General features: G+C 69.4%; 16 protein-coding genes and 8 tRNA genes. 1 reads left to right on the plus strand and 23 read right to left on the minus strand.

Annotated elements, in window-relative coordinates; genetic code table 11:
• The first annotated feature begins 7 nt into the window (after window positions 1–7).
• On the plus strand, window positions 8–1,360 hold the full coding sequence (locus HZU84_RS02525) for a TolC family outer membrane protein (protein WP_149503106.1): 1,353 nt from the start codon (window positions 8–10) through the stop codon (window positions 1,358–1,360).
• Here HZU84_RS02525 and HZU84_RS02530 read toward each other — a convergent pair.
• The 23 genes from HZU84_RS02530 to HZU84_RS02640 form a co-directional block, all read right to left on the minus strand.
• On the minus strand, window positions 1,332–2,702 hold the full coding sequence (locus HZU84_RS02530; protein ID WP_310734029.1) for a 3-deoxy-D-manno-octulosonic acid transferase: 1,371 nt from the start codon (window positions 2,700–2,702) through the stop codon (window positions 1,332–1,334). The genes HZU84_RS02525 and HZU84_RS02530 overlap by 29 nt on opposite strands.
• Window positions 2,699–3,706, minus strand: coding sequence for a lipopolysaccharide heptosyltransferase I (gene waaC / locus HZU84_RS02535; RefSeq protein ID WP_149503105.1), 1,008 nt, complete (start codon window positions 3,704–3,706; stop codon window positions 2,699–2,701). The genes HZU84_RS02530 and waaC overlap by 4 nt, the downstream gene beginning before the upstream one ends.
• Window positions 3,707–3,742: 36 nt before the next feature.
• Window positions 3,743–5,137: a phosphomannomutase/phosphoglucomutase gene (locus HZU84_RS02540; protein WP_149503104.1), complete on the minus strand. Its 1,395-nt coding sequence runs from the start codon at window positions 5,135–5,137 to the stop codon at window positions 3,743–3,745.
• Between the two features lie 178 nt (window positions 5,138–5,315).
• Window positions 5,316–5,392, minus strand: a tRNA-Asp gene (locus tag HZU84_RS02545).
• A 50-nt stretch (window positions 5,393–5,442) separates the two neighbouring features.
• Window positions 5,443–5,518: transfer RNA gene (locus HZU84_RS02550), tRNA-Glu, on the minus strand.
• Between the two features lie 10 nt (window positions 5,519–5,528).
• A tRNA-Ala gene (locus HZU84_RS02555) sits at window positions 5,529–5,604 on the minus strand.
• 6 nt (window positions 5,605–5,610) lie between these two features.
• Window positions 5,611–5,687 (minus strand) — tRNA-Asp (locus tag HZU84_RS02560).
• Between the two features lie 102 nt (window positions 5,688–5,789).
• A tRNA-Glu gene (locus HZU84_RS02565) sits at window positions 5,790–5,865 on the minus strand.
• 28 nt (window positions 5,866–5,893) lie between these two features.
• Window positions 5,894–5,970: transfer RNA gene (locus tag HZU84_RS02570), tRNA-Asp, on the minus strand.
• A 50-nt stretch (window positions 5,971–6,020) separates the two neighbouring features.
• Window positions 6,021–6,096: transfer RNA gene (locus HZU84_RS02575), tRNA-Glu, on the minus strand.
• A gap of 38 nt (window positions 6,097–6,134) precedes the next feature.
• A tRNA-Ala gene (locus HZU84_RS02580) sits at window positions 6,135–6,210 on the minus strand.
• A 97-nt stretch (window positions 6,211–6,307) separates the two neighbouring features.
• Window positions 6,308–7,702, minus strand: coding sequence for a glutamate--tRNA ligase (gene gltX, locus HZU84_RS02585; RefSeq protein ID WP_149503103.1), 1,395 nt, complete (start codon window positions 7,700–7,702; stop codon window positions 6,308–6,310).
• A 7-nt stretch (window positions 7,703–7,709) separates the two neighbouring features.
• Window positions 7,710–8,939, minus strand: a complete 1,230-nt coding sequence (locus HZU84_RS02590; protein WP_149503102.1) for an O-succinylhomoserine sulfhydrylase — start codon at window positions 8,937–8,939, stop codon at window positions 7,710–7,712.
• 32 nt (window positions 8,940–8,971) lie between these two features.
• Window positions 8,972–10,489, minus strand: coding sequence for an amidophosphoribosyltransferase (gene purF / locus HZU84_RS02595; protein ID WP_149503101.1), 1,518 nt, complete (start codon window positions 10,487–10,489; stop codon window positions 8,972–8,974).
• Window positions 10,490–10,575: 86 nt separating this feature from the next.
• The gene (locus tag HZU84_RS02600) at window positions 10,576–11,112 is read right to left on the minus strand and encodes a CvpA family protein (protein WP_180692763.1); all 537 of its coding nucleotides are present in this window, start codon (window positions 11,110–11,112) and stop codon (window positions 10,576–10,578) included.
• A gap of 28 nt (window positions 11,113–11,140) precedes the next feature.
• A complete protein-coding gene (locus HZU84_RS02605) occupies window positions 11,141–12,145 on the minus strand; it encodes an SPOR domain-containing protein (protein ID WP_149503099.1) in 1,005 nt (334 codons plus the stop codon).
• Window positions 12,146–12,157: 12 nt separating this feature from the next.
• Window positions 12,158–13,504, minus strand: coding sequence for a bifunctional tetrahydrofolate synthase/dihydrofolate synthase (folC, locus tag HZU84_RS02610; RefSeq protein ID WP_149503098.1), 1,347 nt, complete (start codon window positions 13,502–13,504; stop codon window positions 12,158–12,160).
• Window positions 13,505–13,601: 97 nt separating this feature from the next.
• On the minus strand, window positions 13,602–14,474 hold the full coding sequence (gene accD / locus HZU84_RS02615; protein ID WP_149503097.1) for an acetyl-CoA carboxylase, carboxyltransferase subunit beta: 873 nt from the start codon (window positions 14,472–14,474) through the stop codon (window positions 13,602–13,604).
• Complete coding sequence (gene trpA / locus HZU84_RS02620; protein ID WP_149503096.1) at window positions 14,471–15,304, minus strand: tryptophan synthase subunit alpha; 834 nt, start codon at window positions 15,302–15,304, stop codon at window positions 14,471–14,473. The genes accD and trpA overlap by 4 nt, the downstream gene beginning before the upstream one ends.
• Complete coding sequence (gene trpB, locus HZU84_RS02625) at window positions 15,301–16,581, minus strand: tryptophan synthase subunit beta (protein ID WP_149503095.1); 1,281 nt, start codon at window positions 16,579–16,581, stop codon at window positions 15,301–15,303. Before trpB ends, trpA begins: the two co-directional genes overlap by 4 nt.
• Window positions 16,582–16,627: 46 nt before the next feature.
• Window positions 16,628–17,308: a phosphoribosylanthranilate isomerase gene (locus tag HZU84_RS02630; protein WP_149503094.1), complete on the minus strand. Its 681-nt coding sequence runs from the start codon at window positions 17,306–17,308 to the stop codon at window positions 16,628–16,630.
• Between the two features lie 83 nt (window positions 17,309–17,391).
• A complete protein-coding gene (gene truA, locus HZU84_RS02635) occupies window positions 17,392–18,204 on the minus strand; it encodes a tRNA pseudouridine(38-40) synthase TruA (RefSeq protein ID WP_149503093.1) in 813 nt (270 codons plus the stop codon).
• A gap of 46 nt (window positions 18,205–18,250) precedes the next feature.
• Entirely contained in the window at window positions 18,251–20,914 is a 2,664-nt protein-coding gene (locus HZU84_RS02640) for a FimV/HubP family polar landmark protein (RefSeq protein ID WP_149503092.1), read from the minus strand.
• Window positions 20,915–20,958 lie beyond the last annotated feature (44 nt).

Below are 20,958 nucleotides of genomic sequence, written 5' to 3' on the forward strand. Positions count from 1 at the left end.
GGAAACCATGAGCCTGCCGACGCCCCCCGCCCTGTTCAAGACCCTGCGTCTGCCGCTGCTGCTGACCGCACTGGCCGCCACGCTAGCCACGCCGCTTGCAGGTGCGCAGAGCCTGAAGGAGCTGCACGAGCTCGCGCGCGGCCATGACGCGGCCTTCCTGGCCGCACGGGCCGGCGCCGAGTCCGCGCGTCACCGCAGCGCCCAGGCCGAGGCCCTGCAGCGCCCCAATGTCGGACTGCAGGGCAGCTATACCCGCTCCAGCTCGGACACGCCGCTGTACGACTCGCGCAGCAACACCGCCGCCACCGTCGGCCTGTCGGCCACGCAGACGCTGTTCAATCGGCAGAACACGCTGACCATCGACAAGGCCCGGCGTGCGCTCGACCTGGCCGAGGCCGACCTGAACAGCGCCGAGCAGGACCTGACGCTGCGGGTGGCACAGGCCTATTTCGATGTGCTGATCGCGCAGGACGCGCTCTCGACCGCCCGCGCCTCCAAGACCGCCATCGGCGAGCAGCTGGCCTCGGCCAAGCGCAACTTCGAGGTCGGCACCGCGACGATCACCGACACCCGCGAGGCCCAGGCCCGCTTCGATCTGGCCACCGCCCAGGAGATCGCCGCCGACAACGAGCTGCGCACCCGACGCCTGGCGCTCGAGCAGCTGGTCGGCCGTGCCGATCTGAAGCCGCTGGGACTGAAGCCGGCCACCGCGCTGCCGCTGCCCGGCGAGGGCATCGAGTCCTGGGTCGAAAAGACCGAACAGAGCCCGAGCGTGCGCAAGGCCCGTCTGGCCCATGAGATCGCGAAGCTGGAAACCCGCCGCACCCAGGCCGGTCACCTGCCGACGGTCGACCTGCAGGGCCAGCTGGCCAGCACCAACAACCGCGGCTCGGGTGCGCTGTCGGCCGGTGGCGCCGGCACCACCACCAGCAACTCGATCGGGGTCACCGTCAGGATGCCGCTCTACACCGGCGACGCGATCCAGAACCAGGTCCGCGAGGCGCTGGCGCTGGAAGAGAAGGCACGCAACGACCTGGAAGCTGCCCGCCGCGGCGTGGCCCAGGCCACGCGGCAGCTCTTTCTCGGCGTGCAGTCGGGTGCCGCCCAGGTGAAGGCGCTGGAGGCGGCGGAAACCTCGTCGCGACTGGCGCTCGACGCGACCAAGCTGGGCTACAAGGTCGGCGTGCGGGTCAATCTGGACGTGCTCAATGCGCAGACCCAGCTCTACTCGACCCAGCGCGATCTGGCCCGGGCACGCTACGAGGTGCTGCTCAACAGCCTGCGGCTGCGCCAGGCCGCCGGCACGCTGAATCCGGCCGACATCGACGCGGTCAGCGCCCTGCTCGGCACGAGCCGCTGAGTTCGGCCGGCTTCGGGTCCAGCAGCGCCACCAGGCGCGCGGCCATGCGGGCCGCCGCCCCCTGGTCGGCCGCCACCGAGCCCAGCGCGGCCTGCCGCGCCGCCGCCTGAGCTTCGGCGTCGTCTGCCAGCGACAGGGCCTGCTGCACCGCCTGGTCCAGGTCCGGGACCTGGAAGGCCGCACCCGCCGCCAGCGCCCGCGCCACCGGCTGGGCAAAGTTGAAGACATGCGGACCGGCCAGCACCGGGCAGCCGCAGGCGGCCGCCTCGATCAGGTTCTGCCCGCCCAGCGGCGCGAAGCTGCCCCCCAGCAGCGCCACATCCGCGCAGGCGTAATAGGCCGGCATCTCGCGCATCGAGTCGCCCAGCCAGACATCGGCATCCCGGGCCAGAGCGCCCGGCCCGGTGCCGGCCCAGCTGCTGCGCCGCACCAGCGTCAGGCCGCTGGAGATCACGCTGGCGCCGACCTCGTCGAAGCGCTGCGGATGACGCGGCACCAGCAGCAGCAGCGGCCGAGGCTGCGAGGGCGCACGCTGCGCCAGCACCGCACGCCAGGCCGCCAGCAGCGGCTCGTCCTCGCCTTCGCGCCAGCTCGCAGCCAGCACCACCGGCCGCGCCAGACCGGCACGCCAGCTCAGCCCGGTGGCCAGGAGCGCCGGCGATGGCTGCAGGTCGTATTTCAGATTGCCGCAGATCTCGATCGCCGCCTCCGGCGCACCCGCCCGGCGCAGCCGAGCGGCATCGTCCACCGTCTGGGCCAGCACGGCGGTGAAGGCGCGCGCCGCCGGTCGGAGCAAGGCATCGAAGCGCAAGGACTGGCGCAGGCTTTTCTCCGACAGCCGCGCATTGGCCAGCACGACCGGCACGCCGGATTGCCGCGCCGCATGCAGCAGCGCCGGCCAGACCTCGGTCTCCATCAGCACACCCAGCGCCGGACGATGGCGCTGCAGGAAACGGCGGGTCGCGCCAGGCGTGTCGAGCGGCAGCCAGCGCAGGGCATCGCCCTCGCGCAGCAGCGCGGTGCCAGCCTCGCGGCCGGTGGCGGTGCCGTGGGTCAGCAGCAGGCGCAAGTCCGGACAGACCTGGCGCAGGGCCTGGATCAGCGGCTCGGCCGCACGGGTCTCGCCCAGCGAGACCGCATGCAGCCACAGCGCGCCCGGCCGCACCGGCTCGCCCAGGCCGACACGCTCGGGCAGCGCTGCGCGGTAGAGCGGCTCCTGGCGCGCGCGCCACAGCAGTCGCCCGATCAGCAGCGGCAGCAGCAGGCGCATCAGCTGGCCATAGCCCGTCAGCGCCAGACGCTCGCGCAGCGACAGACCCGGATGCGGTCGCGGCGCGTTCACGGCGCCACCTGCCGCCAGGCCTGCTCGACCTGCTCCAGCGTCGGCGGCTCGCCGGCGGTCGCGCCCTCGACGCTGAGCTGGTGGCGATGGCCGTGCTCGGGCTGCGGCCCGGTGCGCCAGGAGGTCGGGAAGTTGTAGAGCTGCAGATGCACCCGGTCGAGCGCCACCGCCAGATGCGACAGCCCGCTGTCGACGCCGACCACCGCCTGCGCGGCGCCGAAGCGGTCGACGATCGCGTCCAGGCTCATCTTCGGCCACAGCGTGCAGTGCGCGTCACCGAGGGCCGCGGCGATGCGCGCGGCCCGTGCGGCCTCGACCGCGTCGGCCTGGGGCAGCGCCAGATGCCAGCCCTCCCCGACCCGGCGCCGGCCGAAGTCGATCCAGTGCGACTCGGGCCAGAGCTTGTCGTCGCGCGAGGTGCCGTGCACCAGCACCATCAGCGGCCGCGCCGGATCGGGCCGGGTCGCGGCCTGCAGCCCGAAACGCGGCGGCGTGTCGATCGCGGTGCCGAAGGCCTCGGCGCAGAGACGGCGCGAGCGGTCGACCACATGGATGCGCGGCGCGATCTCGATCGGCCGGTCGGCCACCCAGCGGGTCGGCGCCTCCCAGCCGGAGCCGTCGGTGCGGTTGCCCAGCGCGTAGCGCAGGCCGCCCGGCGCCATTCGCGTCGACAGCACGACCAGCGCCGACTTGGTCAGCCCCTGCAGGTCGACCACCGCGTCATAGGCCTGCGCACGCAGCCGCTCGCGGAACTGCTGCTTCTCGCGGCGGACCTCGGCGCCCCACCAGCGCTTGCGCCAGCGCCGCTGCGCGCACTCGATGACCTCGCCGATGCCCGCCACCCGGCGCACCAGCGGCGCAAAACCGGGCTCGACCACCCAGTCGATGTGCGCGCCGGGGTGACGCGCACGCAGGTCCGCCACCACCGGCATCGCGTGGATCACGTCGCCCAGGGACGACAGCTTGACGATCAGGATGCGAGGTTCGGCAGGCAGCAGGGCCATCAACGACAGTCTTTCGGCGGCGCAGGCAGGGACGCATCAATGCGCCGCGGCCTGCACCTCCGCCTCGGGCATCACCTTGCGCAGCGCCGCCATGAAGTCATGCTGGATGCGCTCCAGCGCTTCGGGCGTGTGTCCCTCGAACCGCAGCACCAGCACCGGCGTGGTGTTCGAGGCGCGGATCAGGCCGAAGCCGTCCGGATAGTCGCCGCGCAGACCGTCGATGGTACCGATTTCGGCGCCGGGAAAGTCGGCCTGCGCCACCAGTTGCGCCACGACCTCATGCTGGTTGCCCGCCGGCACCGGCACATTGAGCTCCGGCGTGGAGTAGCTGGTCGGCAGCGCGTTGAGCACCGCGCTCGGATCCGCATGGCGCGACAGGATCTCCAGCAGGCGCGCGGCGGTGTACATCGCGTCGTCGAAGCCGTACCAGCGCTCGCCGAAGAAGATGTGGCCGCTCATCTCGCCGGCGATCGGCGCGCCCGTCTCCTTCAGCTTGGCCTTGACCAGCGAGTGGCCGGTCTTCCACATCATCGGCACGCCGCCCGCCTCGCGGATCGCCTGCGGCAGACGCTGCGAGCACTTCACGTCATAGATGATGGTGGCGCCGGGGTTGCGCGACAGGATGTCCTGCGCGTAGAGCATGATCTGGCGGTCCGGGAAGATGTTCTGGCCGTCGGCAGTGATCAGGCCCAGGCGGTCGCCGTCGCCGTCGAAGGCCAGACCGAGGTCGGCCTCGGTCGCGCGGACCACCTTGATCAGGTCGGCCAGGTTCTCCGGCTTGGACGGATCGGGATGGTGGTTGGGGAAGTCGCCGTCGACGCGGCTGTACAGGTCGATGACCTCGCAGCCCATCGCCTTCAGGATGCCCGGTGCCGAGGCGCCCGGAATGCCGTTGCCCGAATCGACGACGATCTTCAGCGGCCGGCTGATCCTGCAGTCACCCAGGATGCGGGCGGTGTATTCAGGCAGGATGTCCAGCGCCGCGATCGTGCCCGGCTGTGCGGCCAGCGAGTAGTTCTCGGCTTCCATGCGCTGACGCAGGCGCTGGATCGACTCGCCATGGATCGCCACGCCACCGAGCACCATCTTGAAGCCGTTGTAGTCCTTCGGGTTGTGGCTGCCGGTGACCTGGATGCCGCTGCGGCAGCCGATCTCGCCGCGGGTGGCCGCGACGTAGTACAGCATCGGCGTGGTGACCGCGCCGAGGTCGATCACGTCCAGACCGGTGGCGGCCAGGCCGCGCATCAGCGCCGCGCTCAGCGACGGACCCGACACCCGACCATCGCGGCCGACCGCGACCACCTTCTCGCCGAGCGCGACGGCCTCGCTGCCGAAGGCACGGCCGAGATGCTCGGCGAACTGCTCATCGAGCGCCTGTCCGACGATGCCGCGGATGTCATAGGCCTTGAAGGCGGAAGCGGTGACTTGCATGGAGATAGCGGGGCCAGGCCCGGAGTTGATAGAAAGCTCAGGCATTGTAGGCAGCACCACGCTCCTCACCACCCCCGAGTCCCTGGTTTTCCCTGAAGAAGCCGGAAGGCATCACGCGCCAATGGAAAAATGTAAAAAGAAAAAGCCTGTTCACTTGCATGAACAGGCTTCTGAATTTTGGCGGAGTGGACGGGACTCGAACCCGCGACCCCCGGCGTGACAGGCCGGTATTCTAACCGACTGAACTACCACTCCGCGTCGGTGACGTTTAGCGCCTGATTGCTCAGGCCAAGTATCGTCAAACTTGGCGACCCCTAGGGGATTCGAACCCCTGTTACAACCGTGAAAGGGTCGTGTCCTAGGCCTCTAGACGAAGGGGTCAAAGAGAATTTGGTGGAGGTAAGCGGGATCGAACCGCTGACCTCTTGCATGCCATGCAAGCGCTCTCCCAGCTGAGCTATACCCCCAAATTTTGGCGGAGTGGACGGGACTCGAACCCGCGACCCCCGGCGTGACAGGCCGGTATTCTAACCGACTGAACTACCACTCCGCGTCGGTCCGTGACTTCAGGCTTGCGCCCCAAGCGTCATGGAAACTTGTACTGCATCGCATCGATCTGCCGGCATCGCCGCTCATGAAGCTGGATCATGAGTGGCGACCCCTAGGGGATTCGAACCCCTGTTACAACCGTGAAAGGGTCGTGTCCTAGGCCTCTAGACGAAGGGGTCATCGGACAGATCGATATCACGAAATTCTTGGCGGAGTGGACGGGACTCGAACCCGCGACCCCCGGCGTGACAGGCCGGTATTCTAACCGACTGAACTACCACTCCGCGTCGGTGACGTTTAGCGCCTGATTGATCAGGCCAAGTATCGTCAAACTTGGCGACCCCTAGGGGATTCGAACCCCTGTTACAACCGTGAAAGGGTCGTGTCCTAGGCCTCTAGACGAAGGGGTCTGTGTCCTTCGCGACTTGAATCTCGAAACGCTTTGCTGTGGTGGAGGTAAGCGGGATCGAACCGCTGACCTCTTGCATGCCATGCAAGCGCTCTCCCAGCTGAGCTATACCCCCATTCAGGACCATCACTGGTCGACTCCGGACTTCAATTGCTTGCTGTCTTTCGTCAGGCGTCTCGTCGTTCAAGCGAGAATGAGATTATGTGATGAACTCAAACGCTTTGCAAGCGTTTCAGCACAATATTTTTTTCGAACAGCGCGAGGACCGCATCGACCGACGGCGTCTGGGCGCGGCCGCACACCAGGACACGCAGCGGGATGGCCAGCTGCGGCATCTTGATCTTCAGCTCGCCGATGACGGCCTTGATGGCGGCGTTGATCGCCGCGGCGTCCCAGGTCTCGAGCGCGGCCAGCCGGTCGCGCAGCTGGACCAGCGCCGGGCGCGACACTTCATTGAGGTGCTGGGCCAGATCCGCCTCGGAAGGCTGCACGTCGACGAAGTAGATCGACAGCCAGTCGGCCAGCTCGACCGTGGTGCTGCAGCGGTCCTTGAACAGCGCGCACATCGCCGCCAGACGCTCGTCGGCCACTGCCGTGATGCCGCGCCGGCCGAGCTGCTCGGCCACCAGGCCGGCCAGCACCGCGTTGTCGCACAGCTTCATGTGCTGGGCGTTCACCCAGCGCATCTTGGTCTCGTCGAACTGGCTGGCGCTGCGGCCGAGGTGGTCGAGGTTGAACCACTCGACCAGCTGCTCGCGGCTGAAGATCTCGTCGTCGCCGTGGCTCCAGCCCAGACGCGCCAGGTAGTTGACGACCGCCTCGGCCAGATAGCCCTCGTCGCGGTACTGCGTCACCGGCTTGGCACCGCGGCGCTTGCTCATCTTCTCGCCCTGCTCGTTCAGCACGGTGGGCAGATGCGCGTAGACCGGCGGCTCCTTGCCAAGCGCGCGGAAGACATGGATCTGGCGCGGCGTGTTGTTGACATGGTCGTCGCCGCGGATCACATGGGTGATGTCCATGTCGATGTCGTCGACCACGACGCAGAAGTTGTAGGTCGGCGTGCCGTCGGGGCGCGCGATGACCAGATCGTCGAGCTCGTCGTTGCTGATCTCGATGCGGCCCTTGACCTTGTCTTCCCAGACCACCGAGCCGCCCTGGGGCGTCCTGAAGCGCAGCACGGGCTTCACGCCTTCGGGCACCGGCGGGAGCACCTTGCCCTCTTCCGGGCGCCAGGTTCCGTCGTAGCGGGGCTTTTCCTTGCTGGCCATCTGGCGCTCGCGCAGCGCGTCGAGCTCGGTGGTGCTCATGTAGCAGGGATAGACCCAGCCCTGCTCGACCAGCTGAGCCAGGACCGCCTTGTAGCGGTCCATGCGCTGCATCTGGTAGAACGGGCCCTCGTCGTGGTCGAGGCCGAGCCACTTCATGCTCTCGATGATCACGTCGACGGCTTCCTGCGACGAGCGCTCGACATCGGTGTCCTCGATGCGCAGCACCAGGCTGCCCTTCTGGGAACGCGCCCAGGCCCAGGGATAGAGGGCCGAGCGGATGTTGCCGAGGTGGATGAAGCCGGTCGGGGACGGTGCGAAACGGGTGCGGACTTGGGTCATGGGGAACTCAGATCAGGGCCAGGCCGCGCGCGAGGTCGGCCTTCAGGTCGTCGACATGCTCGAGGCCGACGGCCACGCGGATCATGCCCTGCGTGATGCCGGCGGCCAGGCGCTGCGCCTCGGTCAGGCGGCCGTGCGAGGTGCTCGACGGATGGGTGATGGTGGTCTTGGTGTCGCCCAGGTTCGAGGTGATCGAGCAGATCCTGGTCGCGTCGATGACCGCGAAGGCGTTGGCGCGCGCGGCCTCGGGCGTGTCGCCGCGGGCGACGAAGCTGACCACCGAGCCGCCGTTGCCGCCCTGCTGCGCCATGGCCAGCGCATGCTGCGGGTGCGACTTCAGGCCGGGATAGTAGACGCGGGCGACCTGCGGCTGCGCCTCCAGCCACTCGGCCAGCGCCAGCGCGCGCGCGCCCTGCGCCTCCATGCGGATCGAGAGCGTCTCCAGACCCTTGAGCACCACCCAGGCATTGAACGGCGACAGGCACATGCCAGCCGAGCGCATCACGCTCATGAAGGGGCCGTCGATCAGCGCCGCCGGCCCGCAGATCGCGCCGGCGACGACGCGGCCCTGGCCGTCCAGGTACTTGGTGCCCGAATGGATGATCAGGTCGGCACCCAGCCTGGCCGGCTGCTGCAGCGCCGGCGAGCAGAAGCAGTTGTCGACCGCCAGCAGCGCGCCTGCGCCGTGCGCGATGTCGGCCAGCGCGCGGATGTCGCAGACCTCGGTGAGCGGATTGCTCGGCGTCTCGGCGAACAGCAGCTTCGTCTCGGGGCGCAGCGCCGCGCGCCACGCCTCGGGATCGGTCTGCGACACGAAGGTGGTCTGCACACCGAACTTGCCGAACTCGCCCTGCAGCAGCTTGATGGTCGAGCCGAACACGCTGCGCGAGCAGATGACATGGTCGCCCGCCTTCAGCAGCCCCATGACCAGCAGCATGATCGCCGCCATGCCGCTGGAGGTGGCGATGCAGGCCTCGGTGCCTTCCAGCGCCGCCAGGCGGCGCTCCATCATCATCGTCGTCGGGTTGGTGAAGCGGCTGTAGACGAAGGCCTCCTCCTCCTGCGCGAAGCGCGCCGCGGCGGTGGCCGCGTCAGGATGGACGAAGCTGCTGGTCAGGAACAGCGCCTCCGAGTTCTCGCCCCACGGCGTGGCCGGCAGGCCCTGGCGCACGGCCAGCGTCTCCAGCCGGACATCGTCGGCGAACTCGAGGCGCGGCAGGCGCTTGGGCTCGGTCATGCGGTTCTCTCCGGATCAGGCGACGGACAGGTTCACTGCGACGGGCTCTGCAGCGACAGGCGGGTGCGCTCGGCGCCCTCCTCGTCCTGCGGCTGGCTGGCGCGCTGGGTCTGGATGGCGTCGAAGTCCTCGGCCGAGACGTCGCCGGTGATGTAGTGGCCGTCGAAGCACGAGGCCTCCACGCCCTTCAGGTCCGGGCGCAGCGCGTGCACCGCACGCTTCATCGCGTCGACATCCTGGTAGATCAGCGCGTCGCAGCCGATGTAGTCGCGGATCTCGTCCATCGTGCGGCCGTGCGCGATCAGCTCGGTCTTGGTCGGCATGTCGATGCCGTAGACGTTGGGGAAGCGCACCGGCGGCGCGGCCGAGGCCATGAAGACCTTGCTGGCGCCGGCCTCGCGGGCCATCTGCACGATCTCGCGGCTGGTGGTGCCGCGCACGATCGAGTCGTCGACCAGCAGCACGTTGCGGCCCTTGAACTCCATGCCGATGGCATTGAGCTTCTGGCGCACGCTCTTCTTGCGCACGCCCTGCCCCGGCATGATGAAGGTGCGGCCGACATAGCGGTTCTTCACGAAGCCCTCGCGGTAGGGCTTGCCGAGCTTCTGCGCCAGCTGCATCGCCGCCGGACGGCTGGACTCGGGGATCGGGATGACCACGTCGATCTCGCTGGGCGGCATCATGTTGATGACGCGCTGCGCCAGCGTCTCGCCCATGTTCAGGCGGGCGTGGTAGACCGAGATGCCGTCGATGACCGAATCCGGGCGCGCCAGGTAGACGAACTCGAACACGCAGGGGTTGAGCACCGGGCGCTCGGCGCACTGGCGACTGTGCAGCTGGCCGTCGAGCGAGATGAAGACCGCCTCGCCGGGCTCGACATCGCGCACCAGGCGGTGGCCGGTGCCTTCCAGCGTGACCGACTCGCTGGCGACCATCCAGTCGGTGCCCTCGGCGGTCTCGGACGCGCCCAGGCACAGCGGCCGGATGCCGAACGGATCGCGGAAGGCCAGCAGGCCGTAGCCGGCGATCAGCGCGATCACCGCATACGAGCCCTTGACGCGGCGGTGCACCGCCGCGACCGCCTTGAAGATCTCCTCGTGCGTCAGCGGCAGGTCGCGCGCGGCCTGCTCGAGCTCATGCGCCAGCACGTTGATCAGCACCTCGGTGTCGCTCTCGGTGTTGATGTGGCGGCGGTCGATGTCGAACAGCTCCTTCTTCAGCGCATGCGCGTTGGTGATGTTGCCGTTGTGCACCAGCACCACGCCGAAGGGCGCGTTGACGTAGAAGGGCTGCGCCTCTTCCTCGCTGTAGGCGTTGCCCGCGGTCGGATAGCGGACCTGGCCCAGGCCGAGCGTGCCCGGCAGCGCGCGCATGTTGCGGGTGCGGAAGACGTCGCGCACCATGCCGCGGGCCTTGTGCATGAAGAACTTCGTGCCCATCGCGGTCACGATGCCGGCCGCGTCCTGGCCCCGGTGCTGCAGCAGCAGCAGCGCGTCATAGATCAACTGGTTGACGGGCGACTTGGAAATCACCCCGACGATGCCACACATCGTTCACTCCATCTTCAGCAACAAACAGGTCCGGGAAGGGCGATCAGGACCGCCCTTCCCGAGGGAATTCTTGCAGGCGCCGGGCTTCAGGACACCGGCGCGGCGGGCTCAGCCGGCGGCGAGACGCCCGCCGGCCCCCAGTCGCCCGGCAGCCACGGCGCCAGCCAGCCGTGGACCTTCGCGATCCAGCCGATGCCGCTGGAGACCTGCCAGGCGTCCTGGCGCGCCAGCGGCGTCAGCGACAGCATCATCGCCAGCGCCCACAGCACCAGCACGCCGCGCAGCAGCCCGAAGCCGGCGCCCAGCAGCCGGTCCAGCGGCGCCAGCGGCGAGGCCTGGATCAGCTGCTGCAGCAGCCAGGACAGCAGGCGCCAGGCCAGCAGCGTGACGATGAAGCAGAACACCAGTCCGGTCAGTCGTGCCAGCGGACTGTCGGCCGCCTGAGGCTGCAGCATCCGCGCCACATCGCTGCCCCAGGCCTGGGACAGCAGCCAGGCGACGAACCAGCCCGCCAGCGACATCAGCTCGCTGACCAGGCCGCGCAGCACGCCGGCCACGACCGACATCAGCAGCACCGCCAGCATCGACAGGTCGATCCATCCCAGATCCTCCAGCAGCATCATGCCCGCGCGGCCCGGTCCAGCGGCGCGCTCAGAGCGGCAGCACCGCGGCACTGACGCCGGCAGCCTTGAGCTTCGAGGCGGCGCGCGCGGCCTCCTCCTTGGTCGAGAACGGCCCCAGGCGCACACGGGTACGCCGACCGGACGAGGTCTCGACATGCTGCTCGAAGGACTTCAGGCCCAGGCCCTCGACGCGCTGGCGCGTCTCGCGCACCGTGCGAGCCTCCGAGAAGGAGCCGACCTGGACGACATAGCGCCGCTCGTCGCGCTCTTTTTCCTTCTCGCGCTCGCGGCGGGCCTTCTCGGCAGCGGCGGCCTTTTCTGCGGCCGCTGCCTTCTCGGCCCGTTCACGGCGCAGGCGCTCCTTCTCGGCCCGCTCAGCACGTTCTGCGCGTTCGGCCTTTTCCGCCTTTTCGGCCTTTTCGGCCTTTTCCTTCTCCGCCTTTTCACGGGCCCGCTCGAGCCGCAGGCGCTCCTGGCGCGCCTTCTCGGCCCGCTCCGCCTTTTCGGCTGCGGCCTTGTCGGCAGCCGCCTTCTGGCGCTCGCGTTCGCGGGCCTCGGCCTGCGCGTCGCGCGGCTCGGTGATGATGTCGTCCTTGGGCGCCTTGGCCACCGCCATGCCGGCAGCGGCTCCGACCGCGGCCACGCCGGCGCCGGCCATTGCCATCTGCGTCGCGCTCAGACCTGGCGACTGGGAGGCCGCGACTGCGGCAGCCGATCCCGCAACCGCCGACTGCAGCGCCGCGGCACTGGCCGCCTCGGCGCTCGGCGACAGGCCGGCGGCCGTGCCTTCGCGCATCACGATCTCGGCGGGCTCGCCGGGCATGCGCACCGTCAGCTCCGGCCGGGCCGGACGCGGCGTCGCATCGAAGACATAAGGCAGGGCCACCACCGCCAGCCCGACCAGCACCGCCACGCCGATCAGGCGCCGGCGAGCCCGGGTGCGCAGAAGCTCCACCTGCGCCGGATCCTGCGGCGGCAGGCGGCGCGCAGCGGGCTCGGACGACTTGCGCTTGAGAGAGGAGAGAAGACCCATCTGGTTCAGCCGTCAGGCCGCTTTGGTCGGGGCACCCGCAGCCGGCCCGACATGGGCCGCACCCAGTCTCGGCAGTCCCTTCTGCAGCACTCCACCGACGGTGTGGAACGATCCGAAGACGACGATTCTATCAGTGGGGTCGGCCGACTTCAGGGATTGTCCCAGGGCGGCGACCGGATCGGCGTGCAGCACGATGCGCTGCGGCGGCAGCGGTGCGGCATCCGCCGGCCGGGCCGCGACCGCCGTCTCGATCGCGGCGCGCAGCTGCTCGGGCGAGGCGGCACGGCCGATGTCGAGCGCGCACAGATGCCAGGTGTCGACCAGCGGCAGCAGCGGCGCGACCAGCCCGGCCAGATCCTTGTCGGCCATCGCGCCCAGCACCGCGTGGGTGCGCGGGAAGTAGCCCATCTGATCGAGGTTCTGCGCCAGCACCGCCGCCGCATGCGGGTTGTGGGCCACGTCGAGCACCAGCGTCGGCTGGCCCGGCACCACCTGGAAGCGCCCGGGCAGCTCCACCAGCGCCAGGCCGTTGCGGATGGCCTGCGCCGGCACCGGCAGGCGCGAGCGCATCGCCTCCAGCGCTGCCAGCACGCCCGCGGCATTGATCAGCTGGTTGGCGCCGCGCAGCGCCGGATAGCCCAGCGCGTTCCAGCGCCGCCCGCGCCCGCTCCAGCCCCACTGCTGGCGGTCGCCGGCATAGTTGAAGTCGCGGCCGAAGCGCCAGAGGTCGGCGCCGAGCGCCTCGGCGTGATCGACCACGCTCTGCGGCGGCACCGGGTCGGAGACCACCACCGGACGGCCCGGGCGCATGATGCCGGCCTTCTCGCGGCCGATCGCCTCGCGGTCCGGCCCCAGCCAGTCCATGTGGTCGAGATCGATGCTGGTGATGACCGCGCAGTCGGTGTCGATGATGTTGACCGCGTCGAGCCGCCCGCCCAGGCCCACCTCCAGGATCACCGCATCCAGCGACTGCACGCTCATCGCGCGCAGGATGGCCAGCGTGGTGAACTCGAAATAGGTCAGCGACTGCCCGGTGGCCAGGCGCGCCGCCTCGACCGCCTCGAAATGCGGCAGCAGCAGCTCAGCGGCCACCACCTCGCCGTTCAGGCGCATGCGCTCCTCGAAGCGCACCAGATGCGGCGAGCCGTAGACCGCAGTGCGGTAGCCGGCCTGCATCAGGATGGATTCGAGCATCGCGCAGGTCGAGCCCTTGCCGTTGGTCCCGGCCACCGTGAACACCGGCACCTCGAAGCGCAGGCCAAGCTGCTCGCGCACGCGCTGCACACGCTCCAGGCCCAGCTCGATCGTCGACGGATGCAGCCGCTCGCAGTGGGCGAGCCAGTCGGAAAGGGTCATCATCTCGAAGGAGATCTCGGAGGAGGTCTCGAAGGCAGACTCGGAAAAGACCGAGGGCGCCTCGCGGACGCCCCCGGACGACAGGCCATGACGGCGGCGATCAGGACACCGCGTCGGCGCTCTGGCGCTGCAGCATCGCCAGCAGCTTGGCCACGGTCGGACGCAGCTCGCGGCGGTCGACGATCATGTCGAGCGCGCCCTTCTGCAGCAGGAACTCGGAGCGCTGGAAGCCCTCGGGCAGCTTCTCGCGCACGGTGTTCTCGATCACGCGCGGGCCGGCAAAGCCGATCAGCGCCTTCGGCTCGGCGATGACCACATCGCCGACGAAGGCGAAGGAAGCCGACACGCCGCCCATCGTCGGGTCGGTCAGCACGCTGATGTAGGGCAGCCTGGCGCGGGCCAGGCGGGTCAGCGCCGCGTTGGTCTTGGCCATCTGCATCAGCGACAGCAGGCCTTCCTGCATGCGCGCGCCGCCGGTGGCGGTGAAGCAGATGAAGGGCACCTTCTGCTCGAGCGCGGTCTCGACGCCGCGCGCGAAGCGCTCGCCGACCACCGAGCCCATCGAGCCACCCATGAAGTCGAACTCGAAGCACGCGGCCACGACCGGCATGCTCATCACCGAGCCGCCCATCACGACCAGCGCATCGGTCTCGCCGGTGGCCTCCATCGCTTCCTTGATGCGGTCCGGATACTTCTTGCTGTCCTTGAACTTCAGCGCGTCGACCGGCACCACCTCCTGCGCCACCTCGTAGCGACCTTCGTCGTCGAGAAAGGCGTTCAGGCGCTCGCGCGCGCCGATGCGGTGGTGATGACCGCACTTCGGGCAGACATTCACATTGCCGTCGAGATCGGTCTTGTACAGGACCGTCTCGCAGGCGTCGCACTTGACCCAGAGGCCTTCGGGCATGGCCCGGCGCTCGCTGGGCCGGGACTGCTGGATCTTCGGGGGCAGCAGCTTGTCGAGCCAACTCATGCGGATTCTCCTGCGGATGAAGCTTGCAGTTGCAGCGTGTCGAGGGCCGCGCGGATCTCGCGCAGGAAGCCGGCGGCAACGCCCGGCACCCGCTCGCGCGGCTCGTTCTCGATCAGCTGGATGATACGGGAGCCGATGACGACCGCATCGGACACCTGCGCGACCGCCACCGCCGTGGCGGCATCGCGGATGCCGAAGCCGACGCCGACCGGCACGTTCACCGCGGCACGGATGCGCGGCACCATCGCCGCCACCGCCGCGGTGTCGAGGTGACCGGCACCGGTCACGCCCTTGAGCGACACGTAGTAGACATAGCCGGTCGCGATGCGGCCGACCTCCTGCATGCGCGCGTCCGTCGAGGTCGGCGCCAGCAGGAAGATCGCGTCCATGTCGGCCGCACGCAGGCGGGCGGCGAAGGCCTCGCACTCCTGCGGCGGGTAGTCGACGATCAGCACGCCGTCGACGCCGGCCGCCTTTGCCTCGTCGACGAAGCGGTCGGGCCCGAAGCACTCGACCGGATTGGCGTAGCCCATCAGCACGACCGGCGTGCTGGCGTCGTCCTGGCGGAAGGTGCGCACCATCGCCAGCACGTCGGCGGTCGAGATGCCCTTGAGCAGCGCACGCTCGCTGGCGCGCTGGATCACCGGGCCGTCGGCCATCGGATCGGAGAAGGGCACGCCCAGCTCGATGACGTCGGCGCCGGCGGCGACCATCGCGTGCATCAGCTCGACCGTGACGTCGGCGTACGGATCACCCGCGGTGACGTAGGGAATCAGGGCCTTGCGGCCTTCGGCGGCCAGGCGGGCGAAGGTGGTCTGGATGCGGCTCACTGGGCGCCTCCGTTGATCTGGCCCTTGACGGACAGGCCGCGGCACGACGGGCGGCAGTAGAACTCGGCGCCCGACAGGTCGGCGACCGTGCCGATGTCCTTGTCGCCACGCCCCGAGAGGTTGACGAGGATGTGCTGGTCCGGGCGCATCGTCCTGGCCAGCTTCATCGCGTAGGCGACCGCATGGCTGGATTCCAGCGCCGGGATGATGCCCTCGGTGCGGCAGAGGTAGTGGAAGGCCTCGAGCGCTTCCCGGTCGGTGATGCCGACGTACTCGGCGCGGCCGATGTCCTTCAGGTAGGCATGCTCCGGGCCGACGCCGGGATAGTCCAGACCGGCGGAGACGGAGTGCGTCTCGGTGATCTGGCCGTTGGCGTCCTGCAGGATGTAGGTGCGGTTGCCATGCAGCACGCCCGGCTTGCCCAGCTGCAGCGAGGCGGAATGCCTGTTCGTGTCCATGCCCTCGCCCGCCGCCTCGACGCCGATCAGGCGCGTGGCCTCATGCGGGATGTAGGGATAGAAGATGCCCATGGCGTTCGAGCCGCCGCCCACGCAGGCGACCACCGCGTCGGGCTGGCGCTCGGCGCCGCCGCCCAGCTCGGCGATCATCTCGGGCATCTGCGCCAGGCATTCCTGGCCGATGATGCTCTGGAAGTCGCGCACCATCGCCGGGTACGGGTGCGGACCCGCGACCGTGCCGATGATGTAGAAGGTGTTCTCGACGTTGGTGACCCAGTCGCGCATCGCCTCGTTCAGCGCGTCCTTGAGCGTCTTGCTGCCCGACTCGACCGGCACCACCTTGGCGCCGAGCAGGTGCATGCGATAGACGTTCGGGCTCTGGCGCTTCACATCCTCGGCGCCCATGTAGACGACGCACTCCAGGCCGTAGCGGGCGCAGATCGTCGCGGTGGCCACGCCGTGCTGGCCGGCGCCGGTCTCGGCGATCACGCGCGGCTTGCCCATGCGCCGGGCCAGCAGCGCCTGGCCGATGACGTTGTTGATCTTGTGCGCGCCGGTGTGATTGAGGTCCTCGCGCTTGAGGAAGATCTGCGCGCCGCCCATCTCGCGGCTCATGCGCGCGGCGTGGTAGACGGGGCTCGGGCGGCCGACGAAGTGCTTGAGCTCGCGGCGGAACTCGGCGAGGAACTCGGCGTCGTCGCGGTAGCGGTCGTAGGCCTGGCGCAGCTCGTCGAGGGCGTGGCTCAGCGTCTCGGCAACGAAGCTGCCGCCGTAGATGCCGAAATGCCCGCGGGCATCGGGCTGGTCGTACTGGAACATGGTCGGGAATCCGGTGAAGACAGGAAGATCTCGGAAATCTCGGGAATCACTCGCCGCGGTCGGCGTCGGCACGGCGTGCGTCGGCCTCGCGGACGGCTTCGCAGAACCGGCGCATCAGCTCGGCATCTTTCAGACCCTTGCCGACCTCGACGCCGGAACTCACGTCAACGGCCCAGGGCCGCACGCGAAGCACGCCATCGATCACGTTGGCAGGACTCAACCCACCAGACAAAACGACCGGACGGAGCACGCCGGACGGAACGAGAGACCAATCGAAGACCTTTCCGCCTCCGCCATAGCCTTCGACATGCGCGTCGAGCAGGATGGCCTGGGCATTGGGATAAGACTGTGCAAAGTCTAACAAATCGAAGCCGGGCTTCATCCGCGCCGCCCGCATGTAGGGGCGCCGGCCGGTGCTGGCGGCGTCGCACTGCGCAGGAGTTTCATCTCCGTGAAACTGCAGCAGCAGGTTCGGAATGGCGGTGCAGGCCGCATCGATCTCCGGCGGCGTGGCATTGACGAACAGCCCGACCGGCATCACGAAGGGCGGCAGGCGCCGCGCCAGTTCGGCCGCGCGGGCCAGCGTCACATGACGGGCGCTGCCCGACCAGAGCACGAAGCCGACCGCGTCCGCACCGGCCTCGACCGCGGCATCGACATCGGCTTCGCGGGTCAGGCCGCAGATCTTGATGCGCGTGCGCGCGGCGCGGGACAGAAAGGCTGGCATCGAAGGCTCGGCAGATTCGGGAAGACTCAGGAACGGGAACAGGACAGGCTGCAGACCGACCGCGCAGGCGGCCGGCTTCGGACTCAGGCCGCAGGCAGGCCGTCGTCGGCTGCGCCGGGCAGCACGTCGAAGCCCGCGGTGCGCATCGGCAGCCCGAGGTGCGCATCGTAGCGGGGACCGAGGAAATACAGCCCGTCCGGGGAGAAGGTCGGCGCGGCGCAGTCACGGTCGCGCGAGGCCAGCACCTCGGCCATCCAGCCGCTGGGCCGGTTGCCGCTGCCGACGGCGACCATGCAGCCCATGATGTTGCGGATCATGTGGTGCAGGAAGGCCACCGCCTCGAAGTCGAAGCGCCAGTAGGCACCGCAGCGTCGCACGCCGATCTCGCGCATCAGCTTGACCGGCGAGGCCGCCTGGCATTCCGAGGAGCGGAAGGCCGAGAAGTCGTGCTCGCCGATCAGGTGCGCCGCGGCCTCGCACATCGCCTCGCCGTCGAGCCGGCGGAAGGACCAGCCCACCGAGCCGGCGTCGATCGACGGCCGCATCGGCGACTCGAGCAGGATGTAGGCATAGCGCCGCCCGCGCGCATGGTTGCGGGCATGGAAGTCGTCCGGCACGGTGCGGCACCACTGCACCGCGATGTCGGCGGGCAGGTAGCGGTTGGTGCCGCGCAGCCAGGAGAAAGGTTCGCGCACCCGGTCGGTGTCGAAATGCACGACCTGATTCAGGCCATGCACCCCGGTGTCGGTGCGACCGGCACAGACGGTGTGGATCGGCGCGGCCGCGAACTGCGACAGCGCCGATTCCAGATGATCCTGGACCGTGGCGCCGCCGGGCTGGCTCTGCCAGCCGTGATAGGCGCTGCCACGGTAGGTGACGCCTAGCGCGATGCGCAAGGCGTCGTTCCCTGCACGGGAAAGGAGGCGGACTGGAACCGGGCGATCACGCCAGACCGTCGAGCATCGACTGCGCGCGGGCCTTCAGCTCGGCACTGTCGGTCTTCTCGATGACGTCCTGCAGCATGTCGCGGGCCGACTCCTTGTCGCCGAAGTCGAGGAACTCCTTGGCGAGATCGACCTTGCGGGCGAGCGGATCGCCGTCGTCCTCGCTGCCATCGAGCAGCACCGGATACTCGTCGACGATCGAGTCCGGCGCAGGCGACTGCGTCGGGTTCAGGTCGAAGTCGAGCGACAGGCCGTCGAAGTCGACCTTCGAGGCGCTGGTCGCGGCCGCCGCCGACAGGGTCGGCTCGGAGATGTCGGGCAGGTCGTGCAGCTCGAAGTCGATCATGCCGCTGCCCGAGTCCGGGCCGGCATCAGGCTGGCGGCTGTCGACGAAGCTGGCGTCCGCGGCGCTGACATAACCCCCCGCCACCGAGGGCAGATTATCCATCGGCGCCGGCAGCGAGATGTCCAGATCGACCTCGTCGACGGCCGGTGCAGCCACCCGGGGCGCGGCGAAGGACGGCGCCGGCGTGTCGACGATCGCATCCAGATCCAGGTCCGGCACCGAAGCCGCAGCGGCAGCACCCGCCACGCCGGCAGCACCCAACCCCACTGCCGTGCCGAAGCGCGACGGCGACGGCACCACCGACTGCGGCATCGTGCTGGCACCGAGCGGCTCGCGCGGCAGGTTGCCGGCCAGATCGGCGCCCGGCTGACCGCCCGGCTCGTACAGCGGATTCTCGGGATCGATCGAGCGACCGAGCTCCTGGGCACGCAGCCAGTCCTCGCCCTGACCGCCGGTCAGGCCGTAGAGCTCGCCGGCGAGCATCTCGTAGCCCTTGGTGTCACGACGCTTGGCGTAGACCTCGAGCAGCTTGGTGCGGATGGCCAGGCGCTCCGGATTGGCGCGCATCGCCTCCTTCAGGATTTCCTCGGCCTGCAGGTCGCGGCCGTAGGCCAGGTAGACATCGGCCTCGGCAACCGGATCGACATCGCCGATCGCGTCGATCTGGCTCAGCGAGTAGCTCATCGACGACGGCGAGCCGGAGGCTGCCGCATCACGGGTGTCGACTCGCTGGCCACCGCTGGCGCCGAAGAAGGAGTCCGGCTGCATCCGGCTCTCGAGGAAGGAGGTGACACCCGCCTCGTCCTTGCCGCGGCCACGCAGGCGGTAGTAGCCCAGGCCGGCCAGGATCGCCAGGATCAGGCCGGCGCCCGGCAGCAGCAGCGGGTTCTCGGACAGCGAATCGAGCAGCGAAGGCTCTTCCGCGGTGACCGGATCCATCGGCAGCGGCGGACGCGAGGCGGCGACCGGCGGTGCCTCGGGCATGCTGGCGGCCACGGCAGGTGCGGAAGCCGGCGGCGGCGCGATCAGAGGCTCGGAGGCCACCTGCGGCGGTGCGGTGACCGCGGCGATCGCCTCGGAAGCCTTGACGGCCGGCGCGGAGGCCGCGCTGACGACCGGTGCCGGCAGCACGGCGCCCGGCGCACTGGCACCCGGCTTCACACCGGAAGCTGCCAGCACCTTTTCAAGGTCGGCGCGGTTACGCTCGGCTTCGGCACGGCGGCCTGCAAGATCTTGGTTGGCCCGATCCTTGATCACCTTCTCGTCGGCCGCTGCGGCAGCCGACTTGGCAGGAGCGCCGGGAACGATCTTCAGCGCATCCTTCGGCTGATTTTCAGTGCCGGTACGGACTTCGACGCCGGCCTTGACATCGCCGCTGGCCTTGCGCGAGGACTCAGGCGCGCGGGTCTGCTCAGGCACGGCCGAGGCCAGGCGCTGACGGTAGGCGTTGAAGTTGGCGCTCTGGGCCAGGATCGTGCGGCGGGCCTGGCGTTCGTCGATGCTGGCCAGCTTGTCCTGGCTCGGCACGTTCAGCACCGCACCAGCACGCAGGCGGTTCATGTTGTTGCCGGCAAAGGCCTGGCTGTTGCCCTGGTACAGGCCGACCAGCATCTGGTCGAGCGAGACGCCGGACACCTGCAGCTTGGTCGCGATGCCCGACAGGGTGTCACCCGCACGCACGGTGTACTGACTGCCCTCGGCCGTCTGGGCGGAATCGCTCGAAGGAGCCGGTGAAGGCGTGGGCGCAGGCGCTGCGGCACGACGGGCGGCGGCCTTGGAGGCGGCGTCCGCAGCAGCGGAGGCCGCCGCAGCACGACGCGCTTCCGCACGCGATGCAGCGTCTGCGGCAGCCGTCGCAGGGGCCTGGGCCGGCTCGGCGCGCGAAGCACGTGCAGGCGCCGGCGCAGCGGCGATCGCCGCCGGCGTGGTCGGGGCCGGCACCTTGGCGGTCGACGGCGGATCGAACAGCAGCGTGTATTCGCGCAGCAGGCGGCCGCTCGACCACGACAGCTCGAGAATCACGTCGACGAACGGCTCCTGGACCGGACGATCGCTGGTGATGCGCAGGAAGGGCGTGCCATCGGCGCGACGCTGCAGCGTGACCGAGGTCGACGGCAGCACCGGGTTGTAGTCGACGCCGGCGATGCGATAGGCATCCGGCGGCGCGACCTTCACCCGCAGGTTGGCGGCCTCGTCAGGCGTCAGGCTGGTGACATCGATGTCGGCCTTCAGGGTCTCGCCCAATGCCGACTGGACGCTGAGCCGTCCGAGGCTGAGCGCCGAGGCCGGCGTCATCGTGCCGATGATCGCCATCATGGCGGCAGCGGCCGCGATCTGTTTCAGAGCCAAACGCCCGGTGC

The organism is Sphaerotilus sulfidivorans (genome assembly GCF_013426975.1).
Taxonomy (GTDB): Bacteria; Pseudomonadota; Gammaproteobacteria; order Burkholderiales; family Burkholderiaceae_C; genus Sphaerotilus; species Sphaerotilus sulfidivorans.

Bases quoted from the DNA above. Each gene is read 5' to 3' on its own strand.
- trpB (WP_149503095.1), bottom strand. From the start codon at position 16,581: ATGTTCCAGTACGACCAGCCCGATGCCCGCGGGCATTTCGGCATCTAC.
- waaC (WP_149503105.1), bottom strand. From the start codon at position 3,706: ATGGCCCTGCTGCCTGCCGAACCTCGCATCCTGATCGTCAAGCTGTCG.
- HZU84_RS02630 (WP_149503094.1), bottom strand. From the start codon at position 17,308: ATGCCAGCCTTTCTGTCCCGCGCCGCGCGCACGCGCATCAAGATCTGC.
- HZU84_RS02600 (WP_180692763.1), bottom strand. From the start codon at position 11,112: ATGATGCTGCTGGAGGATCTGGGATGGATCGACCTGTCGATGCTGGCG.
- HZU84_RS02605 (WP_149503099.1), bottom strand. From the start codon at position 12,145: ATGGGTCTTCTCTCCTCTCTCAAGCGCAAGTCGTCCGAGCCCGCTGCG.
- folC (WP_149503098.1), bottom strand. From the start codon at position 13,504: ATGATGACCCTTTCCGACTGGCTCGCCCACTGCGAGCGGCTGCATCCG.
- HZU84_RS02540 (WP_149503104.1), bottom strand. From the start codon at position 5,137: ATGCAAGTCACCGCTTCCGCCTTCAAGGCCTATGACATCCGCGGCATC.
- HZU84_RS02640 (WP_149503092.1), bottom strand. From the start codon at position 20,914: ATGATGGCGATCATCGGCACGATGACGCCGGCCTCGGCGCTCAGCCTC.
- HZU84_RS02525 (WP_149503106.1), top strand. From the start codon at position 8: ATGAGCCTGCCGACGCCCCCCGCCCTGTTCAAGACCCTGCGTCTGCCG.
- purF (WP_149503101.1), bottom strand. From the start codon at position 10,489: ATGTGTGGCATCGTCGGGGTGATTTCCAAGTCGCCCGTCAACCAGTTG.
- gltX (WP_149503103.1), bottom strand. From the start codon at position 7,702: ATGACCCAAGTCCGCACCCGTTTCGCACCGTCCCCGACCGGCTTCATC.
- accD (WP_149503097.1), bottom strand. From the start codon at position 14,474: ATGAGTTGGCTCGACAAGCTGCTGCCCCCGAAGATCCAGCAGTCCCGG.
- HZU84_RS02590 (WP_149503102.1), bottom strand. From the start codon at position 8,939: ATGACCGAGCCCAAGCGCCTGCCGCGCCTCGAGTTCGCCGACGATGTC.